The 22,694-nt window shown below is 32.1% G+C and carries 23 protein-coding genes; 8 read left to right on the forward strand and 15 right to left on the reverse strand.

Annotated features, from left to right (window positions below; translation table 11 throughout):
- Positions 1 to 9: 9 nt before the first annotated feature.
- Genes ACN0WI_RS08285 through ACN0WI_RS08300 form a run of 4 tightly spaced genes read right to left on the reverse strand, consistent with a single transcriptional unit; the run spans position 10 to position 6,156 of the window.
- Positions 10 to 1,350, reverse strand: a complete 1,341-nt coding sequence (locus tag ACN0WI_RS08285) for a TolC family protein (protein WP_417886214.1) — start codon at positions 1,348 to 1,350, stop codon at positions 10 to 12.
- 18 nt (positions 1,351 to 1,368) lie between these two features.
- Positions 1,369 to 4,473: an efflux RND transporter permease subunit gene (locus ACN0WI_RS08290; protein WP_417886215.1), complete on the reverse strand. Its 3,105-nt coding sequence runs from the start codon at positions 4,471 to 4,473 to the stop codon at positions 1,369 to 1,371.
- Between the two features lie 22 nt (positions 4,474 to 4,495).
- A complete protein-coding gene (locus tag ACN0WI_RS08295; protein ID WP_417886216.1) occupies positions 4,496 to 5,542 on the reverse strand; it encodes an efflux RND transporter periplasmic adaptor subunit in 1,047 nt (348 codons plus the stop codon).
- A 20-nt stretch (positions 5,543 to 5,562) separates the two neighbouring features.
- Positions 5,563 to 6,156 carry a TetR/AcrR family transcriptional regulator gene (locus tag ACN0WI_RS08300; protein ID WP_417886217.1) on the reverse strand — a complete coding sequence of 198 codons (594 nt, stop codon included), beginning with the start codon at positions 6,154 to 6,156 and terminating at the stop codon, positions 5,563 to 5,565.
- 257 nt (positions 6,157 to 6,413) lie between these two features.
- Here ACN0WI_RS08300 and ACN0WI_RS08305 point away from each other — a divergent pair, with 257 nt between their 5' ends.
- On the forward strand, positions 6,414 to 7,067 hold the full coding sequence (locus ACN0WI_RS08305) for an SDR family oxidoreductase (protein WP_417886218.1): 654 nt from the start codon (positions 6,414 to 6,416) through the stop codon (positions 7,065 to 7,067).
- Between the two features lie 46 nt (positions 7,068 to 7,113).
- Here the strand turns inward: ACN0WI_RS08305 and ACN0WI_RS08310 are convergent, their stop codons facing one another.
- The 7 genes from ACN0WI_RS08310 to ACN0WI_RS08340 all read right to left on the reverse strand — a co-directional run bounded on the left by ACN0WI_RS08310 (position 7,114) and on the right by ACN0WI_RS08340 (position 14,305).
- Positions 7,114 to 8,076, reverse strand: a complete 963-nt coding sequence (locus ACN0WI_RS08310; RefSeq protein WP_417886219.1) for a LysR family transcriptional regulator — start codon at positions 8,074 to 8,076, stop codon at positions 7,114 to 7,116.
- A 102-nt stretch (positions 8,077 to 8,178) separates the two neighbouring features.
- Positions 8,179 to 9,510 (reverse strand): DUF58 domain-containing protein, encoded by a 1,332-nt coding sequence (locus ACN0WI_RS08315; protein ID WP_417886220.1) that lies wholly within the window; start codon positions 9,508 to 9,510, stop codon positions 8,179 to 8,181.
- Entirely contained in the window at positions 9,510 to 10,517 is a 1,008-nt protein-coding gene (locus tag ACN0WI_RS08320; protein ID WP_417886222.1) for an AAA family ATPase, read from the reverse strand. Before ACN0WI_RS08320 ends, ACN0WI_RS08315 begins: the two co-directional genes overlap by 1 nt.
- On the reverse strand, positions 10,507 to 11,733 hold the full coding sequence (locus tag ACN0WI_RS08325) for a DUF4350 domain-containing protein (RefSeq protein WP_417886223.1): 1,227 nt from the start codon (positions 11,731 to 11,733) through the stop codon (positions 10,507 to 10,509). Before ACN0WI_RS08325 ends, ACN0WI_RS08320 begins: the two co-directional genes overlap by 11 nt.
- Positions 11,726 to 12,478 (reverse strand): DUF4129 domain-containing protein, encoded by a 753-nt coding sequence (locus tag ACN0WI_RS08330; RefSeq protein ID WP_417886224.1) that lies wholly within the window; start codon positions 12,476 to 12,478, stop codon positions 11,726 to 11,728. The genes ACN0WI_RS08325 and ACN0WI_RS08330 overlap by 8 nt, the downstream gene beginning before the upstream one ends.
- On the reverse strand, positions 12,478 to 13,353 hold the full coding sequence (locus tag ACN0WI_RS08335; protein WP_417886225.1) for a glycerophosphoryl diester phosphodiesterase membrane domain-containing protein: 876 nt from the start codon (positions 13,351 to 13,353) through the stop codon (positions 12,478 to 12,480). Before ACN0WI_RS08335 ends, ACN0WI_RS08330 begins: the two co-directional genes overlap by 1 nt.
- Complete coding sequence (locus ACN0WI_RS08340) at positions 13,343 to 14,305, reverse strand: stage II sporulation protein M (RefSeq protein WP_417886227.1); 963 nt, start codon at positions 14,303 to 14,305, stop codon at positions 13,343 to 13,345. Before ACN0WI_RS08340 ends, ACN0WI_RS08335 begins: the two co-directional genes overlap by 11 nt.
- A gap of 38 nt (positions 14,306 to 14,343) precedes the next feature.
- On the opposite strand from ACN0WI_RS08340, the gene ACN0WI_RS08345 reads away from it, so the two are divergent.
- Positions 14,344 to 15,057, forward strand: a complete 714-nt coding sequence (locus ACN0WI_RS08345; RefSeq protein ID WP_417886229.1) for an RDD family protein — start codon at positions 14,344 to 14,346, stop codon at positions 15,055 to 15,057.
- 87 nt (positions 15,058 to 15,144) lie between these two features.
- On the opposite strand, the gene ACN0WI_RS08350 is transcribed toward ACN0WI_RS08345, so the two are convergent.
- Positions 15,145 to 15,897 carry a peptidylprolyl isomerase gene (locus ACN0WI_RS08350; protein ID WP_417886230.1) on the reverse strand — a complete coding sequence of 251 codons (753 nt, stop codon included), beginning with the start codon at positions 15,895 to 15,897 and terminating at the stop codon, positions 15,145 to 15,147.
- Between ACN0WI_RS08350 and ACN0WI_RS08355 the strand changes: the two genes are divergently transcribed.
- Both ACN0WI_RS08355 and ACN0WI_RS08360 read left to right on the forward strand, forming a co-directional pair.
- Complete coding sequence (locus ACN0WI_RS08355) at positions 15,896 to 16,534, forward strand: NUDIX hydrolase (protein WP_417886231.1); 639 nt, start codon at positions 15,896 to 15,898, stop codon at positions 16,532 to 16,534. The two genes, ACN0WI_RS08350 and ACN0WI_RS08355, sit on opposite strands and share 2 nt — an antisense overlap.
- A 90-nt stretch (positions 16,535 to 16,624) precedes the next feature.
- Positions 16,625 to 17,437, forward strand: a complete 813-nt coding sequence (locus ACN0WI_RS08360; protein WP_417886233.1) for a lysophospholipid acyltransferase family protein — start codon at positions 16,625 to 16,627, stop codon at positions 17,435 to 17,437.
- A gap of 11 nt (positions 17,438 to 17,448) precedes the next feature.
- On the opposite strand, the gene ACN0WI_RS08365 is transcribed toward ACN0WI_RS08360, so the two are convergent.
- Positions 17,449 to 18,084 (reverse strand): hypothetical protein, encoded by a 636-nt coding sequence (locus tag ACN0WI_RS08365; RefSeq protein WP_417886235.1) that lies wholly within the window; start codon positions 18,082 to 18,084, stop codon positions 17,449 to 17,451.
- Positions 18,085 to 18,088: 4 nt separating this feature from the next.
- Positions 18,089 to 18,583, reverse strand: coding sequence for an RNA polymerase sigma factor (locus tag ACN0WI_RS08370; RefSeq protein WP_417886237.1), 495 nt, complete (start codon positions 18,581 to 18,583; stop codon positions 18,089 to 18,091).
- A 129-nt stretch (positions 18,584 to 18,712) separates the two neighbouring features.
- Between ACN0WI_RS08370 and ACN0WI_RS08375 the strand changes: the two genes are divergently transcribed.
- From ACN0WI_RS08375 to ACN0WI_RS08390, 4 genes are all read left to right on the forward strand, one after another.
- On the forward strand, positions 18,713 to 20,020 hold the full coding sequence (locus ACN0WI_RS08375; RefSeq protein ID WP_417886286.1) for an NAD(P)/FAD-dependent oxidoreductase: 1,308 nt from the start codon (positions 18,713 to 18,715) through the stop codon (positions 20,018 to 20,020).
- Between the two features lie 87 nt (positions 20,021 to 20,107).
- Positions 20,108 to 21,013 carry an NAD(P)-dependent oxidoreductase gene (locus ACN0WI_RS08380; protein ID WP_417886238.1) on the forward strand — a complete coding sequence of 302 codons (906 nt, stop codon included), beginning with the start codon at positions 20,108 to 20,110 and terminating at the stop codon, positions 21,011 to 21,013.
- Positions 21,014 to 21,080: 67 nt separating this feature from the next.
- Entirely contained in the window at positions 21,081 to 21,638 is a 558-nt protein-coding gene (locus ACN0WI_RS08385) for a YeeE/YedE family protein (RefSeq protein WP_417886239.1), read from the forward strand.
- 2 nt (positions 21,639 to 21,640) lie between these two features.
- Complete coding sequence (locus ACN0WI_RS08390; protein ID WP_417886287.1) at positions 21,641 to 22,054, forward strand: DUF6691 family protein; 414 nt, start codon at positions 21,641 to 21,643, stop codon at positions 22,052 to 22,054.
- 1 nt (position 22,055) lies between these two features.
- On the opposite strand, the gene ACN0WI_RS08395 is transcribed toward ACN0WI_RS08390, so the two are convergent.
- Positions 22,056 to 22,688 (reverse strand): trimeric intracellular cation channel family protein, encoded by a 633-nt coding sequence (locus tag ACN0WI_RS08395; RefSeq protein ID WP_417886240.1) that lies wholly within the window; start codon positions 22,686 to 22,688, stop codon positions 22,056 to 22,058.
- Positions 22,689 to 22,694 lie beyond the last annotated feature (6 nt).

The raw sequence follows: 22,694 nt of genomic DNA on the forward strand, positions 1-22,694 counted from the left end.
TGGTTAAGCTTATTCATGTTTCACTTCAGATAATTCTTCTGGAGATGGTGCGTTTAATTTATTATTTCTATATAAATACACGGTTTCTTTTACTTCATAATTGGCAAAAGCAGTTACCAATTCTGTTTGGGCTTCTTGCTGTAAACGTTGCGCATCTAACAAGTCCGATAAATTATTTAAACCGCTATTATAATTATCACGCTGTACGTCTAAATTTTCTTCGGCATAAGCCAAATTATCTTTAGCATAATCAATTTGTTTGTAGGCATCTAATAAATCGTACCAGCTTTTTGTAATTCCTACGGTAATTTGATCTTGCCCTTTTTTTAATTGATTTATAGCAATTTTTTCTTCAATTTTTCGCTGCTTTACCTGTTGCTTTTCTTTTCCCCACCAAGCTGAAATTGGAATTCGTACGAGTCCAAAAGCTAAAGGCTGAATATCGGAATCTAAACCTACATTGAAAGTTCCGTACTTGCTGGCATTTACTCCTACAGAAATTTGTGGAAGTTGATTGGCTTGTGCCATTTTGGTTTGTAATTTAGAGGCTTGAATTTGCTCGTCAAGTAACTGGTAATTTTTATTTTCAGCAACATTTATTGTATGTTGATACTTCAGTTCTGGTGGAATTATCTGATGCATTGTATCTATAGCAAAGCTGGTAGTATCATAATCTAGACCAGTGTAAAGCGCTAAATCAAGCAAAGCTAATTTTCTCATATTGGCTAATTTGCTTTCTGTTAGTAAAATTTTACTTCGATTTACTTTCACTTGTAGTAATTGATTTTTAGCAATTAAACCGGCTTCTAATAAATCCTCTTGTTGTACCAGCAATTCTGACAAATATAATTTCGCCGCATTTACTACTTTTTGTTGTTCTTGTAATTGCACCAATTGCCAGTACTTTTTTTCTGTAGTTAAAATAACTGAATCTATAGATTGCTCAGCCCGAATCTGATTGGCACTTACTTGCACTCGTGCCAACTTGTTGGCATTTCTTACTTTTCCACCTGCAAAAACAACTTCAGAGGCAGTTGCAGAAGCTAAATACACATTATCAATTTCTGGAATTCCTAATAAAGCAATAGGATCTATAAAGTTATCAAATGCATAAACCGTTCCTCCTAAAGCTTCAAGCGTAGGGAAATAATTGGCAAGTGCCTCTTGTTTTTGTGCATTGGCTTTTTCAATACGTAAATTTCCATTTTTAATATCGTGGCTATATTGTAAAGCTGCTTTTTTTGCTTTTTCTAGCGTGATATAATTTTCTTGTGCGTTTGCTGTAATCGCTACAGTTAGTATTAAAAAAATACCAAGCTTTTTTATGTAGTTTGAAAAATTAGTTTTCATTTCTTTTCAATTTGAATATTAAGCTTTTTCGGTTTTGTTTTCATCTTCGTTTTTGAAGAACATCCAATATAAAACCGGTAATACATATAGCGTAAGAACCATAGAAATCATAAGTCCGAAGGCTATAACAGTTCCTAAAGGTCCCCAGAGGGTAGATCTACTAATAATCATAGGAATAACACCTACCGCTGCTGCTGAAGAGGTTAAAAAGATAGGGCGCATTCTACGTTGTGCTGCCATTATTGATGCTTCTTTAACGCTATAATTTTCTTCATAACGAAGTTCATCAGCAAAATCAATTAAAATAATACCGTTTCTTACTACAATACCGCACAGAGCTAAAATTCCGAGGAAAGAGGTAAACCCAAATGGATATTGCATGAGCATTAAACCTAAAGCGGCTCCTAAGATACTTAGTGGCATGGTAATAAAACTCAGTGTAGCATGTTTAATCGATTTAAAATGCCAGATTAAAATTAAGAAAATCACAAGTACACTTATAGATAATGAAACTCCCATAGGCACCAGATTTTCCTGTTGCATCTCGTATTCACCACCATAATCTACTCGAATGGTATCGGGAATATTCAGTCTCTTGATTTTTGGACGTAGTTTTTCTAATACCACATTGGCTACAGCTCCTTTGGTAATATCTACTCGAACGGTTAAACAACGCATTCCGTTACGATGCGTAATTTGCTCTTCTTCCCAACCTGGTTCTACGTTAGCCACTTGGCGAAGTGGAACCATACTTTGGGTCTTAGCAGAGAGTACCGAAAGCTCTCTTAAATCGGCTACGGTTTGAGTTTTGTTATTTTCGGCTTTGATTTTTACCTGAATGGCATAATCTTCATCATATACCTTGGTAGCATTTAAACCTTCCATATACATTGCAACTGTATTAGCAATATTCTCTTTGCTTAAGCCAACTTGTGCAGCTTCATCTTTTTTAATGTTGATATTAATTGTGGCCTGTTTTTCACCAAAATTAGTTCTAGACCAGATGGTTTGCGGAGTTTCTCGGGCTAAATTGATAATACTATCTCCGTAGCTTCGCAATTGCGCAATGTTATTTCCAAAAAGACGAACTTCTATTGGTGCCGGTTTATTCACCATATTAAGCTGTTTCATTCGTAAATACGCATTCGGAAACATATCGGCATAATGCTTATCATAATCTTTTAAAACTTCTTCTGTAGCATCTTCGGAAGCTGTGGTGATTAAAATCTGAGCATAATTTTTAGCCGGCAAGTTAGGCGCATAAACCATATGGAAACGTGGTGAACTTTCTCCAATAAAACTGGTATAATTTAGTACACGTTCATCATCTTTCAATACTTCTTTTTCAAACTTTTTAACCACTTTGGCAGTTTCGTCTAGATTGCTTCCTTTGGCTAAATAAACTTCAACTGCAAACTGGTTTCTTTCAATAACTGGAAATAATTCTTGAGTTAAGGTAGAGAATAATATAAACCCAAGAACCACAGAAGCAATACCTATAGCTAAAGTGATTTTAGCATGCTTCATTGCTTTTTGTATGGTTGTATTAAAAAAGTTTTGTAACCGATCTAACATCGATTTTTTATCCTTTTTCTTCTCTTTTTTATCGTCGCGTAGTCCCTTTTTAATAAAAATAGTATTGAAAAAGGGCACAATTAATACCGAAATAGCTAACGATAAGAATAGCGCAATCATAATGGTGAAGGGGAACGTACTTAAAAAATCTTTTGCCGTACCACTTAAGAAAAATATAAGCGGTAAAAAGGTAGCGGTAATGGCTAATGTAGCCGTAAACACTGAAGGAAATAATTGTAACGCACTGTGGTAGGCTGCCTTCCAAATCGATTCGCCTTCGTCTAATTTTTCTACGTGATTATCGATAATTACAATCGGATCATCTACCACAATTCCCAGCACAATGATAAGCGCAGCTAGGGTTACGGTATTTAATTCCATTCCTAACATATACATCACTGCTAAAGTTGCTGAAATAGTAATCGGTATAGTTGCAGCAGCTACCGATGCTACCCGAAACGGCAATAAGAACAGTGCCACCAGAATTACCCCAACTAAGGCAAAACCAAATTCTTTCATAAAATGCCCAATAGCGCTATGGACTACATCGGGCTGATCGGCTATTTTATGAATTTCAATATCTTTTGGTAATTGTTGTTCTATGCTAGTTAAGCGCTCTTCAATTTCTTTTCCGAATTGAACAATATTATTTCCTTTAGCCATTTCTAAAGTAATAATCATGGCTTTGGTTCCATTGGAGGTAGTGAAAGCATCAGGATCTTCGTATTCTCGTTTTACCTCAGCTACATCTTTTACCCGAATAATACTACCATCGTCTCCGGTACGTACAATTTGATTAGCCACATCGGTTTCATTTTTAATAAACGTATCTATGTGAATAGGCCGATCAAATTTAGATCCTTCTAAAGTCCCTCCAGGATTTATCGAACCTTGATCTTGTAAACTTTGCATGAGCATTCCCGGACTAATCCCGTAGGTTGCTAATTTATTCTGATCAGCATAAACGGCAATCTGCTCGGTTAAACCACCATCGTGACTTATTTTTGCAACATTTTCTAGTTGGCGAAGATTGTCTTCAATATCTTCTACGTGCCGTTTTAAATCTTTATAAGGTCGGTTATTAGATTGAACGGCTAAAATCATTGCTGCGGTATTTCCAAATTCGCTATTCACTATAATTCCGCGAACGCCTTTGGGAAGTTGCTGTTGCTGAAAAACCAGCAAGCCGTTTTTTAGTTTATTCCAAAATTGCTCCGTAGCATCTTCATCTACTCGGTTGGCAACTTCTACATACATATACATTTTCCCGTCTTGGGAATAGGAATAGGTTTTGGTTTTATCAACTTCGTTAAAGCTAAAGAGGTATTCTTCTACTTTAGTAGTTAGTTCCTGTTCTACTTCTTCTGAATTTGCACCGGGATAATATCCAATTAGCAAACCTTGGCGAATGGTAAAATCTGGAAATTCGTTACGTGGCATTTTAAACAAACCAATAAGCCCGATAGTTACCAAAAGTGCGGCAACGGCAAGCGGAAACGATTTGTTTTTCATAGCCCATTCTATAATAGAGCTGTTATCTTTTTTCATAATCTACACGAACTTTTTTAGCTTATTCAGCTAGTTTGATAGGAGTGTTGTCGGTTAATTTATGATAGCCGGAAGTAATTACTTCATCTGAATTTTTTAATCCTGAAGTGATTGCAATTCCATTATTGTACAGTTTTCCGGTAGTAACTGTTTTTCGTTTTGCTTTGCCATCTTTTACGATGTACACAAAATTTTCTCCCTTTTCAGTAACCGAAACCACTTCAACCGGTAATACAATTGAAGTATTTTTTGAAGTTCTATTTTTATTAAAATCTAGTATGGCAGCACAAGACATGCCGGGTTTTATTTTTCGATCTGGATTATCTATAGTAATTTGTGCTATGTAAACCGGATTTCGTTGGGTAGACTGAATAGAAATTTCAGAAACTTGTCCGTTAACTATTTTATTGTTTAACGCGTTGATTTTTACTTTAGCGCTATCGCCACTTTTTAGCTGATTAACTTCTTCGTCTGGAATAGGAACAGCTGCTTTTACTTTGTTTATATCTAATAACTGAAAAACAGGATGCCCCGGACTTGCTAAATCTCCGGCTTCCATAATTTTAGCGCCAATATATCCGCTGGTAGGTGCGTATAGTTTGCTATGTTTTACGTTTTGATATACTGCATTTGCTGCAGCTTTGGCCTGTTGGTATTTAGAGCGAGCTTCAATCATTTTAATTTCAGCAATACTACCTTTTTTGTACACTTCATTAATACGGTCGTAGTTTTCTTTGGCTAATTCAGCTTGAGCTTTTTTTGCTTGGTATTGTTCTTTATAAGCTGTTGCATCAACTTCGGCTAATAATTCACCTTTTTGAACAAAATCGCCCATATCAGCTTTTAAATATTCAATAGTTCCGCCAATTTGAAAGCTTACATTTATTTTTTTGTTAGCTATAATTTTACCGGTAAAACCAATATCCTGATTTTGTTGAGCCGAATTTTGGTTGCCAACCGTCATGGTTTTTACCTCAATGGGCTTAATAGGAGTTGATTTTTTCTCTTCACCACAGCTTATGGCCAGAAAAATGCTAAAAGTTAGCAAAGTGAGACGAATAGTGCGCATAGTTTAAAGTTTAAAAAGTATTAGTGTTGAAGTCCTTTTATAATAAGTTGATTAATCCAATCTAAACGATCGAACATATCATTTGAATAGCGTTGATATAAGAAAATTTCTTTTTCTAGACTATCGGTTGCAGTCACAATAGCTAATGCTAAAAAATTTAAATCGGTTTTAGGAACCGGAGTAATTTCTTTCTTTTCGATAGCCCAACTAAGGCAGTTTTCAATAATTGAAATTTCTTCTGTACGAATTTCATGCAATAATTCAAACAAGAAAGTTGTATTTTCTTTTAAGTCGGTTAATAAGTAAGTATACGTATTTGAAAGTTTGATGTAGTGTTCTAATTTAATCTTTCGGTAACTAGATAGATTTTTTTCAATAAGAAGATTTCTAGAAACCACTTTTCCGGTTTCAATAATGATGCTTTCATATTCATTTTTAACAAAAGCTTCAAAAACTTCATTCTTATTTTTAAAGTAATAGTACAAAGTGCTCCTGCCTTTACCGGAGGCTTTGGCGATATGATCCATAGTTGCTTTTTTAAAACCATATTTTTTAAATACTGCTTTAGAAGCATCAATAATTTGTTTTCTTACAAAGTCTTCTTTGGATTTCATATTCGACAAAAAAAATTAATATGTCTAATTTTAGACAAAATTATGTATTTAGTCAGGATTTGATTTATATAGAAGTGTTAATTTTTCAATTCTTTTTCCAATAATAAATTTCGATAAAAAAATCTTATATACTAATATACTAATGTATTTAGTAAAAGAATAAAATGTGTTTTGAATACAGTTTAATTTTAACGAAGATTTATCACGAAATATTGATTGTTAGAAAGCATTTTCAGTATAATACATAAAAAAGAAAAATGGAAGTATTAGTAATTGGGGCACACGGTAAAATAGGGAAATTAGTTACTCAGAAAATGCAAAGAGCAGTTGATTTTGATGTAACAGCTTTTATTCGAAAAGAAGAGCAAAAAGGTTATTTTAATGAATTAGGTGTAAAAAGTATTGTAGGTGATTTAGAAGCTAGTGTTGAAGAAATTGCCGAAAAGTTGAAGGGTTTTGATACGATTGTTTTTACAGCTGGTTCTGGTGGTAAAACAGGGGATGATAAAACTTTGGAAATAGATTTAGATGGTGCCGTAAAAACCATGTTAGCAGCACAAAAAAATGCCATTAAACGATATGTTATGGTTAGCGCTGCATATGCAGACGATCGTTCTAAATGGAAAGCTACCGGATTAAAGCCCTATTATGTGGCTAAGCATTTTGCAGATTTGGAATTGAAAAGAAGTAATTTAGATTATACTATTATTCGGCCTGTATCACTTACTGATGATAATGGTAAAGGATTGATTACGCTAACAAAATCTCCGGAGAATTTACAAAAAGAAATTGCACGAGCTGATGTTGCTGAGGTGATTTTAGAAAGTTTGCGAAATAAAAAATCAATTAAAGAGGTAATTGAAATTTCTGAAGGGAATGATTCTATAAAAGAAGCGATTGCAGGAATTTAAAATTAAAAAAGGAGAAACAAATTTGTTTCTCCTTTTTCTATGCTATTTAATATTGTAATTCTTGTTTTTGTATAGTCTGTTTAGGACTTATAATTTCTACATTTTGAAAAGTGATAGCTCCTTTAATAACTGAAGAGATAACATCTTTTAGCGCATCAATAATCTGCATTTTTAATTCACTTTTGCTATATATTAAACTAACTTCTCTAGCCGGTTTAGGATCGGTAAACATTCGTAAACACTCTTTTTCTTTACTACCTAATTCTAATGTGTGTAAATAGGGAAGAAGCGTCATTCCTAATCCTTCATTAGCTAATTTAATTAAAGTTTCAAAACTACCGCTTTTTAGTTGAAAGCGTTCATCGTTATAATTTTTAGAAGCTTTACATAAATTAATAATACCTTCTTTAAAGCAGTGGCCATCTTGTAGTAATAATATATCATCAATATCTAAATCAGTAGGCGCTACTTTACTTTGCTTATAAAGACGGTGGCTAGGTGGAATGTACCCGACAAAAGGTTCATAATATAAAGGACTTTCTTTAATTCCTTCAATACTTAATGGAGTAGCTGCAATTGCGGCATCTAAATGTCCTTCTTTTAAACGCTCTAAAATGGCATTAGTATGTAATTCTTCTATATGTAATTTTACTTTTGGATATTTCTTTATAAAAGTATTAATAAACATAGGTAGTAGCGTAGGCATAATAGTAGGGATAATTCCTAAGCGAAATGCTCCACCAATATATCCTTTTTGCTGATCTACAATATCTTGAATTCGATCGCTTTCATTAACAATGTTACGTGCCTGATGGACAATTTTTTGTCCAGTTTCTGTTAGCTCAATCGGCTTTTTACTACGATCGAATATCTGAATATCCAGTTCTTCTTCTAATTTTTGTATTTGCATACTAAGAGTAGGCTGGGTAACAAATACTTTTTGTGCAGCTTTTGTAAAGTTTTTATTTTCAGCTACAGCCAAGACATAGTGCAATTGCGTGATCGTCATAATAAACAAAGGATTTGTACAAATATATTAGTTTTATTTATACTGCAATAATTATTATATATCGTTTGTTGGTTAATTTACTAGTGAAAAATTGTGTAGAGATCAAATTAATCCTCGAGCTTTAATTTCTAAATACTTATTAATTGCATTTATACTTAATTCTTCAGGCTTAGTTAATATTGTTTGTATTCCGTTACGTTGCAATTCTTTAGCCATTATTATTTTATTCTGAATAAAATCTTCTGCAATAGTTTGGTGGGCGCTTTGCGTAATATTTTCGGGTTCTGTTGTTGTTAATTTTTCAACTTCAGTATTTTCAAAAAATATAACTACTAATACGTGTTTTTTATTAATTGCTTTTAAATAAGAGAGTTGGCGTTTTAATGCTGATTGATGTTCAAAATTAGTATATAGCATTAATAAACTTCGGTGTGTAATCGTACGGTTTAAGTTTGCGTATAAGTTACCAAAATCAGATTCTAAAAAATCGGTTTTAATATTATATAGCACTTCCATAATTCGACGAAGCTGACTTAATTTAGAAGATCCTTTTACAATATTTTCAGTTTTTGCTGAAAATGTAAGCATTCCTGTTTTATCCTTTTTCCGCAAACTAATATTAGAAAAAGCAAGGCAACTATTTATAGCATAATCTAATAAAGTTAAGCCTCTAAAAGGCATCTTCATAACACGGCCTGTATCGATAATCGAATAAATAGGTTGTGCTTTTTCATCTTGAAATTGATTAACCATTAATTGACGGTGTTTAGCTGTAGCTTTCCAATTTACAGTTCGAACATCATCCCCGATAACATAATCTTTTATTTGTTCAAACTCCATGGTATGCCCAATACGCCGAATTTTTTTGATACCTATTTCAGAAATTCGATTATCTATTGCCAAGAAGTCTAAAGATTTCATTTGTATAAAAGACGGATATACTTTTACCAGTTGTTCGTTATTAAAAACCTTTTTTATTTTAGCAAGTTTTAAAACAGATTGAGAATATATGTTTACATAACCAAATTTATATTCTCCTCGTTCTAATGGTGTTACTTGATACTTGAATATTGCTTTTTCATTAGCCAAAATTTTACTGGAATATTTAAAATCTCGCTTTTGAAATTGAACAGGTAATTCATCTATAACTTCAATATAAGTTTTAAATGGATATTTATTATGATATTGAATAGTTACATCATTCGGATCTGAATTACTAAATTTTTCCGGTAAAATTCGTGTTGCTTCTATTCCGTTTTTCTTATATAATAAGGCAATATCTATTAAAACAGTAATAATAAATAGCATTACGAAAACCCAAGTTATACTATATAACCAGGGTAACCAATACGAAAGTAAGAATAACAATATTACTCCGATTAGGCTATAAAAAAAGCGAAAGCCAAAATATAAAGATTTAATAAATTGAAGCACTATCTAGGAATTTCTACTGTTTGGCTAATCATTTCAATTACATCGCTGGTCTTCATTCCCTCCATTTCTCGTTCAGGACTTACAATAATTCGGTGTCCTAAAACTGGTTTTAGCGATTTTTTGATGTCTTCTGGAATAACAAAATCTCTTCCTTCTATTGCAGCAAAAGCTTTGGAAGAATTCATTATAGCAATAGAAGCTCTAGGTGAAGCACCTAAATATAAATGCGCATGCGATCTGGTCTTGTAAACCAATTCTGCAATATATCCCAAAAGTTTTTCTTCAATTCTAATATCGTAAATTTGTGTACGTATTTCCTGAAGTTGTTTAGGAGTAAGGATTGGATTAATTCCTGTTTCTGGAGAATTACCTTTTCGATTATTGTGGCCTTTTAAAATCTCGATTTCTTCTTCTAGTTTTGGATAATCTACTTCAATTTTAAATAAAAAACGGTCTAATTGCGCTTCTGGTAATGCATAGGTTCCTTCTTGTTCAATTGGGTTTTGAGTAGCAAGTACCATAAACGGATCTTCTAATTGATAGGTTTTTCCATCGATGGTTATTTGGCGTTCTTCCATTACCTCAAATAGAGCAGCTTGTGTTTTAGCAGGAGCACGGTTAATTTCATCGATCAAAACGATATTAGAAAAAATAGGACCGGCTTTAAATTCGAAATCTGAATTTTTCATATTTAATACCGATGTTCCTAACACATCACTTGGCATTAAATCGGGAGTAAATTGAATACGGCTAAATTCTGTTTGCAAACATTTGGCAAATAGTTTAGCGGTTACAGTTTTAGCAACACCGGGCACACCTTCTATTAAAACATGTCCGTTAGAAAGAAGCCCAACAATTAGTAATTCTACAAAATCGGTTTGCCCAACAATTACTTGTGATAATTGAGATTTTAGATTATCAACAGCATTTTTTAAATCTTGTAGCGGTATTCTTGCATCAAAATTTAAATCTTCGTTAGGTGTTATAGGTTCGTTATTATTTTCCATCAGGATTATTTTTAAATTGGTGAATAGCAGTATTTAAATTCATAAAAACTTTTGAAGCAGCTGCATTTTTTTTAGCATTTTCTAATTGCTGAAATAGCTTTTTTACTGTTTCAACTTTGTTACCAGATTTTTCTGCTAAAATCGTATAAAATTGATTGTTGTTTTGGTCTATAGTCAATTTATATTGTTGCTGAATGTATTCCAGAAAATGTTTAATTTTCTTTTCAGTTAAGCTTTTAACTTCTTTGTTTTCTAAATATAATTCAGCAATTGTTTGTGTGTATAAATACGACTGGTTTTTTGGAGGAGTAACTACCGGAATAGCTCGTTGCTTCCGTTTCCCTTCAAAATAAATAAATAAAATTACAGCTAAAATACAAAGGTAATACGCCCAGCGTAACGATTTATTTTGCATTAAAACATATAATAAACTTTGAGGATTGGCCTTTCCGGTTTTATAATAATTATCCCATAAAATCTTGTTTTTAGGTTTTATATAGCCTAACACATTCTCGATATACTTATAGTTTTTATTTTGAAGTATAAAATAGTTACTGAATGCCTCTGGGGTGGTATGCATAAATATATTTCCGTCGCCAAATGTAGTTTCTATAAAGTTGATGTTATTTTTATTTTTTTTACTACTGCTGGTAGCCATCGTTCCTAAAACAGTACTATTTATAGTGTCTATTTTAGAGAAATAAAATGAATGGAATTCATGCGGAATCGAGAAAGTATCTCGGCCCAAATTTGGGTTTACTAACGATACTTCTGTTTTAGGTTCATAATCTAAATTGGAATCTAATTGTAATTGATACGGTTTAATGTTGAGTTGTAATGTATCTAGTAAATTTTTGCTAAAGTTGTTAGAAGCAATAAAAACATCGTTTCCTTTAGCAACCCATTTGAGTAACGTATTTAATTCAGTATCATCAAAATTAACCGAATTATTTATAAAAAAATAGGTCGATTTTTGTACTGTATCTGTTTGCGGTTCGTTGAGGTATTCGAAAGGAGGAATATCTACTTCACCAAAGTTATTTTTATTTAAATCTTGCCAAGTTTCAAATAAAATATAAGTTCCCAAAGGTACTTTATCTTGTTTTGAATAGGTTGGGAACCAATTTAAGGGTTGTGGTGTATTAGTCTCCAAATACGTAAGCCCAATAATAAGAAGTACTAAAACCCCAAGTGCTATTTTATAAAATCTACTCATTACTGGTGGTTTTTAGAATACTTTTTAACTCATTAAAATTTTTCTGAGCGAGCTTAAAATCGGTTTCAGAAACACTAAAATCACCATACCAGATAAAATTATAAATCCTCGTGGTTTTTTTAAAATGTGTGTTTAATTGTTCGTTTTTTAATTCTGAAGAATATTCTTCGTTTGTTTTTTGATTTTCGTAATTTATAAAATGTAAGTTATCAAGTTCTTTCAATACTTGTAAATAATAATACCGTACAGCTAATCGATATTGTTTATTTTCAACAGCATTTTTTATAAGCTGCTGGATATCGGCATTTTTTATAATATCTTCATCAGCATTTAAATTAACCGTAGATTTTTTTACAGAATCTAAACCGGCTACAGAAGGCGATAAGCGCATAAAAAGCCAAACTATTAGCCATAAAACAAACCCTAAAATTATATAAGGTATAATCTTTAAAATGGTTGCAATTAAACCGGAAGTTTCATAATCCTCAAAAAGGTAAGAGGCAAGCTGATTTAATTTTTGTATTAGCCATTCCTTAAATCGTTGCCACCAGTTTTTCTCTTGCTTCTCTTGTATATATTGAAATTCTTTATCTTTTTGATAGTTTTTTATTTGCTGTTTATCTAAGTTTTTAGGGGTAACTAATTCTGAATGGTCATATCTAATAGAATCGGAGGAGACCAATGGTTGTTGCCCCCAACTTGAAAACCCAATAAATAATACTACAAATATTTGGAGCAGTTTCATTAATTATCTTTTCCTAAATTTTCAATATTTTCGAAGGTACCTGTCGCATTTTTCTCTTCATTAAGACTAAAATAAATTACGGCAACTAAAACAGGAGTAAACGCATAAAATATATACTGAATAATGGAGCTTAATATGCTTAAAATTATCAACACATAATCTTTTTGCTGTGCCATATTCACAATAGTTGAAGGATCACTATCGGCCCCTACTATAGTTTTTATAGCAGTATAAATTATAAGAGGCATTTGGAAAATTGCAGTTGCAAAAGAAACAATAAGTCCAAAAACAAATAATAACCCAAAAGTAAACCACCAGTTGTTTTTAATAAGCGAAAAAGCATCTGTAAAACTTTCAGAGATTCCTTTATTTTCGAATACCAAAATAGGCAAAGCAAGTGTTAATACCACACCTAAATAAAATGCAGGGATAATCATAAAAAATATAGCTACAAAACAGGTAATTCCTACTAAAATTTGTAATGCAATTCCTTTACCTAAGTTTCTTTTTAGCCCTGCGGAAACTTCTTCAGTATTTACTACTCCATTATTTTTTATATATGACTGGATATACTGAAATACAACAACCCAAATAGCAATAATATAAACCACAACAGTAAGTACGTTAAGAGATAAAGCAGTAAAAGATTCACCTGATGAAGAAATAATCTCTAGAGCATTTGCACCGCTTGTAGCGAAGGAAACCGACGTAAAAGTATAGTATGCATTAGTAAGAATTAAAGCAATTAAAAAAGGGCTAACTATTTTTAGTATAGTGGTGAAAAAATGTTTAAAGTTCTCTCGAATAAACTTAAAAGTATCACTAAGAACTTCTCCGAAATCTCTTGTTTTTTTAAAATTTAAATTAGAATTCATTATTGGTTTTTTTATAGAGTTGGTGTGGTAGTATTACGTAATACCAAATGATTAAACTTAAAGAAGCAAGAATAATAAAAATTGCAATGAAATCGGGCATTTCGGTATGTCTTGTTACAAATCCTTCTAAAAAACCGGCAACAATAAAAAACGGAATGGTGCTCATTACTATTTTTAAACCATCTTTTACCGCTTTTACAAATGCATGCATTCTAGTATACGTTTTTGGGAATAAAATACCTTTTCCGACTACTAAGCCTGCACACCCTGAAATTATAATTACCGAAATTTCTATAGTTCCATGTATCCAAATAGTACGAACCGATTCCCATAATAATCCTTGGTCGTAAAAGAAATATTGAAAAGAGCCTAGCATTAAAGCATTTTGCATAATTATTAAAACGGTACCTATGCCAGCTAAAATACCTAAACTAAAAGCCATTAAACCTACACGTATATTATTAATAGTAATACCCAAAAACATATCGGTTTCTGCGGCTTGTTTATAAACAGCCATAGGATCGTTATTTTTTATATTCTCTAAGGTCATGTTTACATATCCGTCTCCTAAAACAGCTCTAATAAATGCATCTTCTTGAGAAGCAGAATAAACACCAATTAAGGCAAAGAACAAAAACAGTAAAAAACTAATTAAGAGTTGTTTCTGATATTGATAAAAAAATAGCGGAAACTCTTTAGTATAAAATAGAACTAATTTATTTCTGGATTCTTTTTTATTCTTATAAATTTTTTGATGTGCAGAGGAAGCTAACTCATTTAAATACTGGGTAGTACTGCTGTTAGGATAAAATGTTTTCGAATAGCTTAAATGATCGGTAATTTCTATATATAAATTCGAAAGTTTTTCTGGGGAGGAAATTTTATTGTTTAATTGACTTTCATACGTAAGCCATTTATCTTTATTTTGCTTTACAAATGCAGCTTCGCGCATAACTAATTTTGAATTTGATTTTCAAAGAAACAGATTAAATGGATAATTTTCAAATTGAAACCGCTCAAAATATAAATATTGAGCAAAAAGCAGCTCCTCTTCTAGATCGAATAGTCGCTTATGTGATAGATGCAATTATTATGTTTTTTTATATATTAATAATTACACTTTTAATGTCCGGAATGGGGGTAGATGGATTCGCTTCAGTTTCTATTATGATGCTTTTAATACTACCAATATTTTTGTATTTTTTGTTATTTGAAACTTTCATGAATGGGCAAACGCTTGGTAAAGCTGCTATGAAATTGCGAGTAGTTAATTTAGATGGCTCTCGTCCTAATTTTTCATCATATTTAATCCGTTGGTTATTACGTTTTATAGATATAAGCATGTCTAGTGGGGCAGTAGCAATTGTTAGTATTTTAGTGGGTGGTAGAGGGCAACGTTTAGGAGATATGGCTGCAAAAACAACAGTAATTTCTGAAAAACGAAAAGTTAATTTACGTAGTAATTTATTAGCCGATTTACCGGAAAATTATACGCCAAAATATTCACAAGTCACCTTACTTACCGATAAAGATATCCAAGAAGTGAAACAAATATATTTTAGAGCAAAAAGAAAAGGTAATCATGGTATTATTATAGCTTTGGCCGATAAAGTTGCTTCATTGTTAGGATTATCGGAATATGAAGAAAAACCAATTGTTTTTTTACAACGTGTAATCGATGACTATAATTACTATACACAATAAAATAATCAATATTTGAAATTAAGCCTGTTTGAATTTATGAAATTTAAAAAACTGATAAATAATCGGGAATATAAAAAATAGAGATGTTTATTCTATAATTTCAGCATCAATATATACATTATCAATAGGCCACTCAGCATCGCTGGTTTTTACTTTAGAAATTTCATCGACCACATCCATTCCTTTCGATACATACCCAAAAACAGTATGCTCGTTATCTAAATGATGCGCACCATTTTTATTTAGAACTACAAAAAATTCAAACGGAGAAGATGCTTTACTGGTATTTTGTTCTGCATATTTTGCTGCAGAAACAGCTCCGCGAACATGTTTATGCCCAGCTCCAAATTCATTAGGAATTAAATAATTCCCGATTTCGTGCCTTTTTTCTCCGGTTGAAACATTATCGGAATTGCCTCCTTGAATTACAAAATTTGGAGCAACTCGATAAAAATAAGTATCGTTAAAATATCCTTTTTTAACTAGCATTATAAAATTAGCTCGATGTAATGGGGTGTCTTTAAATAGTGTAATTTCAAAAGAGCCAAACTGGGTTGTTATTTTTACATGATTTTCCGGATTTTCTTTGCCATATTTTGTTAGAAAAGGAATTAATTTTTCCTGCTGTATAGGAAAATCACTTTCTTTTTCTGTTTCAGAATTTTTTTCTTCTGAAGAAACCTCTTTAACAGAATCTTGAGAGTCTAAAGTGTCTTTTTGACTATTTTTAACGACTTTGTGTGTCTCTTCTGAATTATTTTTAGTTGAACTTTGTTTATCTTGACAACTTGTAAAAAATACAACAACCAACAAAACCAATATAGAAAGGCGTTTACACATGGATTTTCAGGAATTTAAAAATAGAATTTCAAATTTAAAAAAAATACCGCTTCCCGGAGAAACGGCTCACGATAAATTAGCACCTTCTATCCGAAAAAGCAAGCTTCAGAATTTAAATATCGAAGCTAAACAACCTAATAAAGCAGGTGTAATGGTGGTTTTTTACCCTAAAAAATCGCAAACATATTTTGTATTAATATTGCGGAAGACTTATAAAGGTGTTCATTCTAATCAAATCGGTTTTCCTGGTGGTCGAGTAGAACCTGAAGATACTAGTTTAGAAGAAACAGCGCTTCGTGAAACTGAAGAAGAAGTAGGCATAGCTAAAAATTCTATTAAAGTAATTCGAGAATTATCGAAACTATATATTCCACCAAGTAATTTTTGGGTATATCCTTTTGTAGGAATTTTAGAGACCAAACCTATATTAATTCCTCAAGAATCGGAAGTAGAAGCAATATTAGAAGTTCCGCTTTCTCAGTTTTTAGCCTCAGAAAGTTTAGTAAGTCGAAAATTAAGTACTTCCTACATGGAAAATATAGAGGTTCCTGCTTTTTTATTAAATAACTATGTAGTTTGGGGAGCTACCGGTATGATGCTTAGTGAATTACGGGAAATGCTGCTTGAAACCTTATAAATTTTAAAGATTACCGTATATTTGATGGGTTTTAGGGTGTGATAATTGTTATTCTTAACACCACAAACTAATTGATATAAAGAAAAATTTATGGGGTTATTTAAAAAGAATCCATTCGGACATATACTATTCCTTAAAAAGTGGTTAATCAGAATTTTTGGTCTAATTACACATCGCCGATATCGTGGTTTTAATGAATTACAAATAGAAGGATCTGGTATTATTAAAGAGTTACCAGAAACCGGAGTATTATTTGTTTCTAATCACCAAACATATTTTGCGGATGTGGTAGCAATGTTCCATGTGTTTAATGCAAGCTTAAGCGGACGTATAGACAGTATTAAAAATGTAGGTTATATATGGCAACCAAAAATGAATATTTATTACGTAGCAGCTAAAGAAACTATGAAGTCGGGCTTGTTAGCTCGAATTTTAGCTTATGCCGGAGCTATTAAAGTTGCTCGTACTTGGCGTTCTAAAGGCCAGAGTGTTAAACGAAAAGTGAATTTAGACGATAGTAAAAATGTTGGTATTGCGTTAGAAGATGGTTGGGTTATTACGTTTCCGCAAGGAACAACTACTCCCTTTAAACCTATCCGAAAAGGAACGGCACATATTATTAAACAATATAAGCCAATTGTTGTTCCTATTGTTATTGATGGTTTTCGACGCTCTTTCGATAAAAAAGGATTGCGAATTAAAAAACGAGGAATTCTACAATCTTTTCAAATAAAAGAACCTCTGGAAATTGATTATAAAAATGATTCTGTTGAAGATATTGTACATAAAATTGAATACGCAATCGAACAGCATTCTTCATTCCTAAAAGTAATTCCTTGTGATGAACTAAAAGAAATAGAAAATTTGAACGAAAAACGCCGGTATTCTTATAAAGAGGAATAAGTAACCCTAACTTATTCTAAGTTTTTTAGTTCTTTATAATTTTTATTAAGCCTTTTCAATAAAATACCGTAAATCAGCCGGTAAAATAACCAAAAAGCTACAATAAATACAGTTAAGACTAATAAGATTATTCCAGTAAATTTTAACCAATCTAAAGTATCAAACTCATGAATTTTCGGGTTATTTATTCGTGCGGCTTGTAAATGATAATAAGCAGAAAAATAGCTATAGCAAACAAGAATAATTCCTGAATGAATAAGCATGTAATTGATGTAATATTTTACTGATTTTCGTGCTTTTAAAATGTTATTCATTAAACGTTTAGTATCTGTAGTGGTAGAAATTCTACGATAATTCGAATAAAACTTATAAATAAAGAAAACTACAGCAATTATATTTATAATATGGTTTATAATTGTGAAATTGGTTAAATGAATAGCGGCAACTTTTTCCCAATAATCCTGACCCATTACAAAAAGCGATAAACCTGAACCTATTACAAATTCTAAAATACTAATTACAAATATCCATTTTACTATAGAAGATGATCGTTTCCAGATCATTTTATAAATATCCTCGTAGGAAAGTTTAGGCAGCTCTGCTTCCTGCTTTTTCCATTGTTTTTTTAATAACTCTAATCCATCCATCTTTTTACGGATTTAAAATGCTTCTCAGCTTGGTTTTTACTCTATTCATCTTCACTCGCGCGTTTACCTCGCTTATTCCTAACGTTTCAGATATCTCTTTATAATTTTTATCTTCTAAATAAAGAAATACCAATGCTTTATTTATATCGCTTAACTCTTTTAATGCATCATACATTAATTTAAGTTGTTGTTCTTGTTCATCATCATATTCATCAGCTTTTATTTTAAAATGGACACTGTCATAATCTTGCGTTTTAATAGTACGTTTTTTCTTACGATATAGCGTAATTGCCGTATTTAAAGCTATCCGATACATCCATGTACTAAATTTAGCTTCTCCTCGAAATTTAGGATATGCCTTCCAAAGTTGAATTGTTATTTCTTGAAATAAATCGTTATGAGACTCTCTGTCATGTGTGTATAAACGACAAATTTTATGCGCAATATTCTGATTTTTCTCTAATTCTTTAACGAATTGATGTTCGATGTTTTTGTCCACACACATTAATTTGCTAACACTATAAGTATAAATCTTATATAAAAAGTTACAATTTATTTTAAAATAGCGTTAATACCCCCCAGTTTTGAGGGAATACCTTTAACTTTGTGGTAAACCAGTTTCGAGATGATGAATATCCCCACAACAGAGTTACCTAGAGTTGTAATTATTGGCGGCGGTTTTGCCGGCATGAATCTAGCAAAAAAATTAATAAAAAAAAATGTGCAGATGGTTTTGATAGACCGTAATAACTATCATACTTTTCAGCCATTACTGTATCAAGTTTCTACCTCGGGTTTGGTGGCAGACTCTATTGCGTATCCGTTACGTAAATTAACGCGAACTAGTAAAGATTGTTTTTTTAGGCTTGCTGAAGTAGATTCTATAGATACCGATAAAAATACTATTTATACCAATATTGGGGAATTAACATACGATTATTTAGTAATTGCAACCGGATCTAAAACTAATTTCTTCGGAAATAAAAGTGTTGAGGAGAACGGGATGTGGATGAAAACTATTCCGCAAGCATTAAATATTCGAAGTCTTATTTTAGAAAACTTAGAGCAAGCTACAATTACAAGTGATGCAGAAAAACGTAAAAGTTTATTAAATTTTGTGTTAGTAGGAGCAGGGCCAACAGGTGTAGAGCTAAGTGGTGCCATTGCTGAATTACGGAACAATATTGTACCTCGAGATTATCCGGATATCGATAAAAACGAGATGCAAATTCATTTATTAGAAGGCTTGGGGCGTGTTTTACCTCCTATGAGTGAGAAGGCTTCCGAGAAAGCTACTAAATTTTTGAAGCGTCTAGGTGTTCAAATTCATGTAAATACCATGGTAAAAGATTACGATGGATATTTAGTAAAAACAAATACCGATTTAGAGTTAAGAACCGAAACATTTATTTGGTCTGCTGGAGTTACAGGAGCTCCTGTAGATGGTTTAAATGCTTCTGCAATTGTAGAAAGAGCTAATCGATATAAAGTAAATACTTTTAACCAAGTAGAAGGATACGAAAATATTTTTGCAATAGGGGATATTGCTTCTATGGTAAGTAAAAACTATCCAAAAGGCCATCCTATGGTAGCGCAGCCAGCAATTCAGCAAGGGAAGCATTTAGCGAAAAACCTTATGAGAACTTTGGAAGGTAAACCATTAGAGCCTTTTAATTATTTCGATAAAGGAAGTATGGCAACTGTGGGAAGAAATAAAGCTGTCGTCGATATTAAGAATTTTAAATTCGGTGGATTTTTTGCTTGGTTAATGTGGATGGTAGTTCACCTATATTTCTTAGTTGGTTTTAGAAACCGAATTTTGACATTTTTTACCTGGATTTATAATTATTTAAATTTCGATAAGGCATCGCGTGTTATTACCAGGCCTTTTAAGGGGAATAAGAAACAACTTGAATTCAATCAGAAAAAAATATAATTTTTTAAAATAAATATTTTATTCTATAGAGCAAGAAATAGTATTTCTTGCTCTATATTTTTATCCAATTTAGAACTTTAGCTATTTATGAAATTTCATAAGATTACTTGCATAGATTATACTAAAATGAATACAGAAGCCATTAAAGAGCTTCAAAAATATTCAGAAGAAGAAATCATTCATCCCAATATAGAAGATTTACCTAAGTCTGATGAAGAGATATTATCTAGAATTGGTAATGCAGAAGTAATTTTTGTTTCGTGGAAAACACAAATTTCAGAAGAAATAATAGCTCAATGTCCCAATTTGAAATATATCGGAATGTGCTGTAGCCTTTATGATGCAGACTCGGCAAATGTAGCAGTTAATTTTGCACGAGAAAAAGGAATTGTGGTAAAAGGGATTTTCGATTATGGTGATCCTGGTGTAGCTGAATTTATAATAGCAGATTTAATACGTTTATTACACGGTTTTGGAGAGTACCAATGGCAAGAAATGCCGCAAGAGTTAACCGATCGAAAAATAGGAATTATTGGGCTGGGAGCAACTGGCAAAATTTTAGCTTCTTGTTTATTGCCTTTTGGAGTAGAAGTATATTATTATAGCAGAACTCGAAAACCGGAATGGGAAGATAAAGGAGTTTCGTATTTAGAGTTAAATGAGTTGTTAGAAACTTGTGAGATTATTTCGATCCATCTTCCAAAACATGTGAAAATTTTAGCCGATAAAGAATTTCAGCATTTTGGAAATGGTAAAATTATTGTAAATACATCTATTGGTTTTCCTTTTGAAATGCCTGCTTTTCGAAATTGGATAAAAAAAGAAGGGAATTTTGCCATTTTTGATGGTGATGCTAAAAAGAATTTACCAGAAGAATTTCAGCAACAAGAAAATGTTTTAATTGGAAATAAAAGTGCTGGTTGGTCGCAGAAAACAAAAGAACGTTTATCACAAAAAGTGGTGAAGAATTTCAAAGACTTTCTGTCAAACTAATCATTATGTAACTCTTGTTACATCAATAGTTGTAGATTTCCAGTTTATTTGCAATAAATTTTAAGTAATGAATTGGATTTTTGAGCCTTGGCCTTGGTATATTTCAGGTCCTTTAATAGCAATTACTATGTTTTTATTGCTATTTATGGGAAAGGAGTTTGGAATGTCATCTAACCTTCGTACGCTTTGTACGCTTTGCGGAGCTGATAAGAAAGCAAATTTTTTTGATTTTAATTGGAAAGCGCAACGTTGGAATTTAGTAGTAATTCTAGGTGCAGCTATTGGCGGTTTTATAGCACGCTTTTATTTAACAGACTCTCCTAAAGTAGCTATTTCAGATAATACAATAAAAGATCTGAATCAGTTAGGTTTTATAAGTGCCGGAAAAGCCTATCTACCAACGGAATTATTTTCTAATGATGTTTTTACTAAACCTTTAACCTTGGTTTTATTGGTGATTGGAGGCTTTTTAATTGGATTTGGTACTCGCTATGCCGGAGGATGTACTTCTGGACACGCTATTTCCGGATTAAGCAATTTGCAACAGTCATCTTTATTAGCTGTTGTTGGCTTTTTTATTGGCGGTTTAATTATGGTTCATTTTATATACCCACTATTATTTTAATGATGAGATATCTAGGATATTTAACAATAGGAATTTTTTTCGGAATCGTTATGTTTAAATCAGAAGCCGCTTCTTGGTTTCGGATTTATGAAATGTTTAAATTTCAATCATTTCATATGTACGGTATAATGGGATCTGCATTGGCTGTTGGATTAGTAGGCGTACAGATTATAAAACGAAAAAAAATAAAATCATTTTTTGGAACACCAATAACTTTTATACCTAAACAGAAAAGTTTTAGCCGTTATATGTATGGAGGAATACTTTTCGGGTTAGGTTGGGGCTTAGTAGGGGCTTGCCCCGGACCAATTTATGTATTACTCGGAGCCGGTTATTTACCAATATTGGTAGTTTTTGGTAGTGCAATATTGGGAACATTTGTATATGGGATTTTACGAGATAAATTGCCCCATTAAATTATTTTTCTGAATTTGCCTTTGGGTAAAAATCAGGTAATGTGATATGATACTTTACAGCAACTAATCGGATTCCGATTACAGTAAGACTTGTTACAATGTAAATTATATCAATATTTATTTCATATTGATCCATTAACACAAAAATAAGTCCTCCTGCCAAACAAGCAGTAGCGTATATTTCTTCTTTTCTAAAAATTATAGGAATTTCATTACATAATATATCTCGAATAACCCCTCCAAAAGCACCTGACATACCTCCAAGTGCAATAGAAATAATAGGAGCTAAATTATTTTGTATACCAATTTCTACACCTGTTATTGTAAAAACCCCTAATCCTATAGTATCGAATAAGAAGAGCGATTTTTTTAAATAATTTAATTGATTTCTAAAAATTATTGCAAGAAGAGTTATACCACTGATTAAGTAGACATACATAATATTTTCCATCCAGGTTACAGGGGTATTACCTACAACAACATCTCGAACGGTTCCACCACCAATTGCAGTTACAAAAGCAATGATAAAAATCCCGAATAAATCGAGCCTTTTATTCATAGCCGAAAGAGCACCAGAAATAGCAAAAGCAGCAGTGCCAAGAATATCAAATAGGTTAAATATGCTAAACTCCATTTAGCA

This window comes from Zunongwangia sp. (assembly GCF_048269745.1).
Classification (GTDB): domain Bacteria; phylum Bacteroidota; class Bacteroidia; order Flavobacteriales; family Flavobacteriaceae; genus Zunongwangia.

Bases quoted from the DNA above. Each gene is read 5' to 3' on its own strand.
- ACN0WI_RS08340 (WP_417886227.1), bottom strand. From the start codon at position 14,305: ATGCGCGAAGCTGCATTTGTAAAGCAAAATAAAGATAAATGGCTTACG.
- ACN0WI_RS08390 (WP_417886287.1), top strand. From the start codon at position 21,641: ATGAGATATCTAGGATATTTAACAATAGGAATTTTTTTCGGAATCGTT.
- ACN0WI_RS08300 (WP_417886217.1), bottom strand. From the start codon at position 6,156: ATGAAATCCAAAGAAGACTTTGTAAGAAAACAAATTATTGATGCTTCT.
- ACN0WI_RS08365 (WP_417886235.1), bottom strand. From the start codon at position 18,084: ATGGATGGATTAGAGTTATTAAAAAAACAATGGAAAAAGCAGGAAGCA.
- ACN0WI_RS08295 (WP_417886216.1), bottom strand. From the start codon at position 5,542: ATGCGCACTATTCGTCTCACTTTGCTAACTTTTAGCATTTTTCTGGCC.
- ACN0WI_RS08305 (WP_417886218.1), top strand. From the start codon at position 6,414: ATGGAAGTATTAGTAATTGGGGCACACGGTAAAATAGGGAAATTAGTT.
- ACN0WI_RS08330 (WP_417886224.1), bottom strand. From the start codon at position 12,478: ATGAAACTGCTCCAAATATTTGTAGTATTATTTATTGGGTTTTCAAGT.
- ACN0WI_RS08345 (WP_417886229.1), top strand. From the start codon at position 14,344: ATGGATAATTTTCAAATTGAAACCGCTCAAAATATAAATATTGAGCAA.
- ACN0WI_RS08355 (WP_417886231.1), top strand. From the start codon at position 15,896: ATGGATTTTCAGGAATTTAAAAATAGAATTTCAAATTTAAAAAAAATA.
- ACN0WI_RS08385 (WP_417886239.1), top strand. From the start codon at position 21,081: ATGAATTGGATTTTTGAGCCTTGGCCTTGGTATATTTCAGGTCCTTTA.
- ACN0WI_RS08310 (WP_417886219.1), bottom strand. From the start codon at position 8,076: ATGACGATCACGCAATTGCACTATGTCTTGGCTGTAGCTGAAAATAAA.
- ACN0WI_RS08325 (WP_417886223.1), bottom strand. From the start codon at position 11,733: ATGAGTAGATTTTATAAAATAGCACTTGGGGTTTTAGTACTTCTTATT.
- ACN0WI_RS08320 (WP_417886222.1), bottom strand. From the start codon at position 10,517: ATGGAAAATAATAACGAACCTATAACACCTAACGAAGATTTAAATTTT.
- ACN0WI_RS08335 (WP_417886225.1), bottom strand. From the start codon at position 13,353: ATGAATTCTAATTTAAATTTTAAAAAAACAAGAGATTTCGGAGAAGTT.
- ACN0WI_RS08395 (WP_417886240.1), bottom strand. From the start codon at position 22,688: ATGGAGTTTAGCATATTTAACCTATTTGATATTCTTGGCACTGCTGCT.
- ACN0WI_RS08350 (WP_417886230.1), bottom strand. From the start codon at position 15,897: ATGTGTAAACGCCTTTCTATATTGGTTTTGTTGGTTGTTGTATTTTTT.
- ACN0WI_RS08380 (WP_417886238.1), top strand. From the start codon at position 20,108: ATGAAATTTCATAAGATTACTTGCATAGATTATACTAAAATGAATACA.
- ACN0WI_RS08290 (WP_417886215.1), bottom strand. From the start codon at position 4,473: ATGAAAAAAGATAACAGCTCTATTATAGAATGGGCTATGAAAAACAAA.
- ACN0WI_RS08360 (WP_417886233.1), top strand. From the start codon at position 16,625: ATGGGGTTATTTAAAAAGAATCCATTCGGACATATACTATTCCTTAAA.
- ACN0WI_RS08375 (WP_417886286.1), top strand. From the start codon at position 18,713: ATGAATATCCCCACAACAGAGTTACCTAGAGTTGTAATTATTGGCGGC.
- ACN0WI_RS08285 (WP_417886214.1), bottom strand. From the start codon at position 1,350: ATGAAAACTAATTTTTCAAACTACATAAAAAAGCTTGGTATTTTTTTA.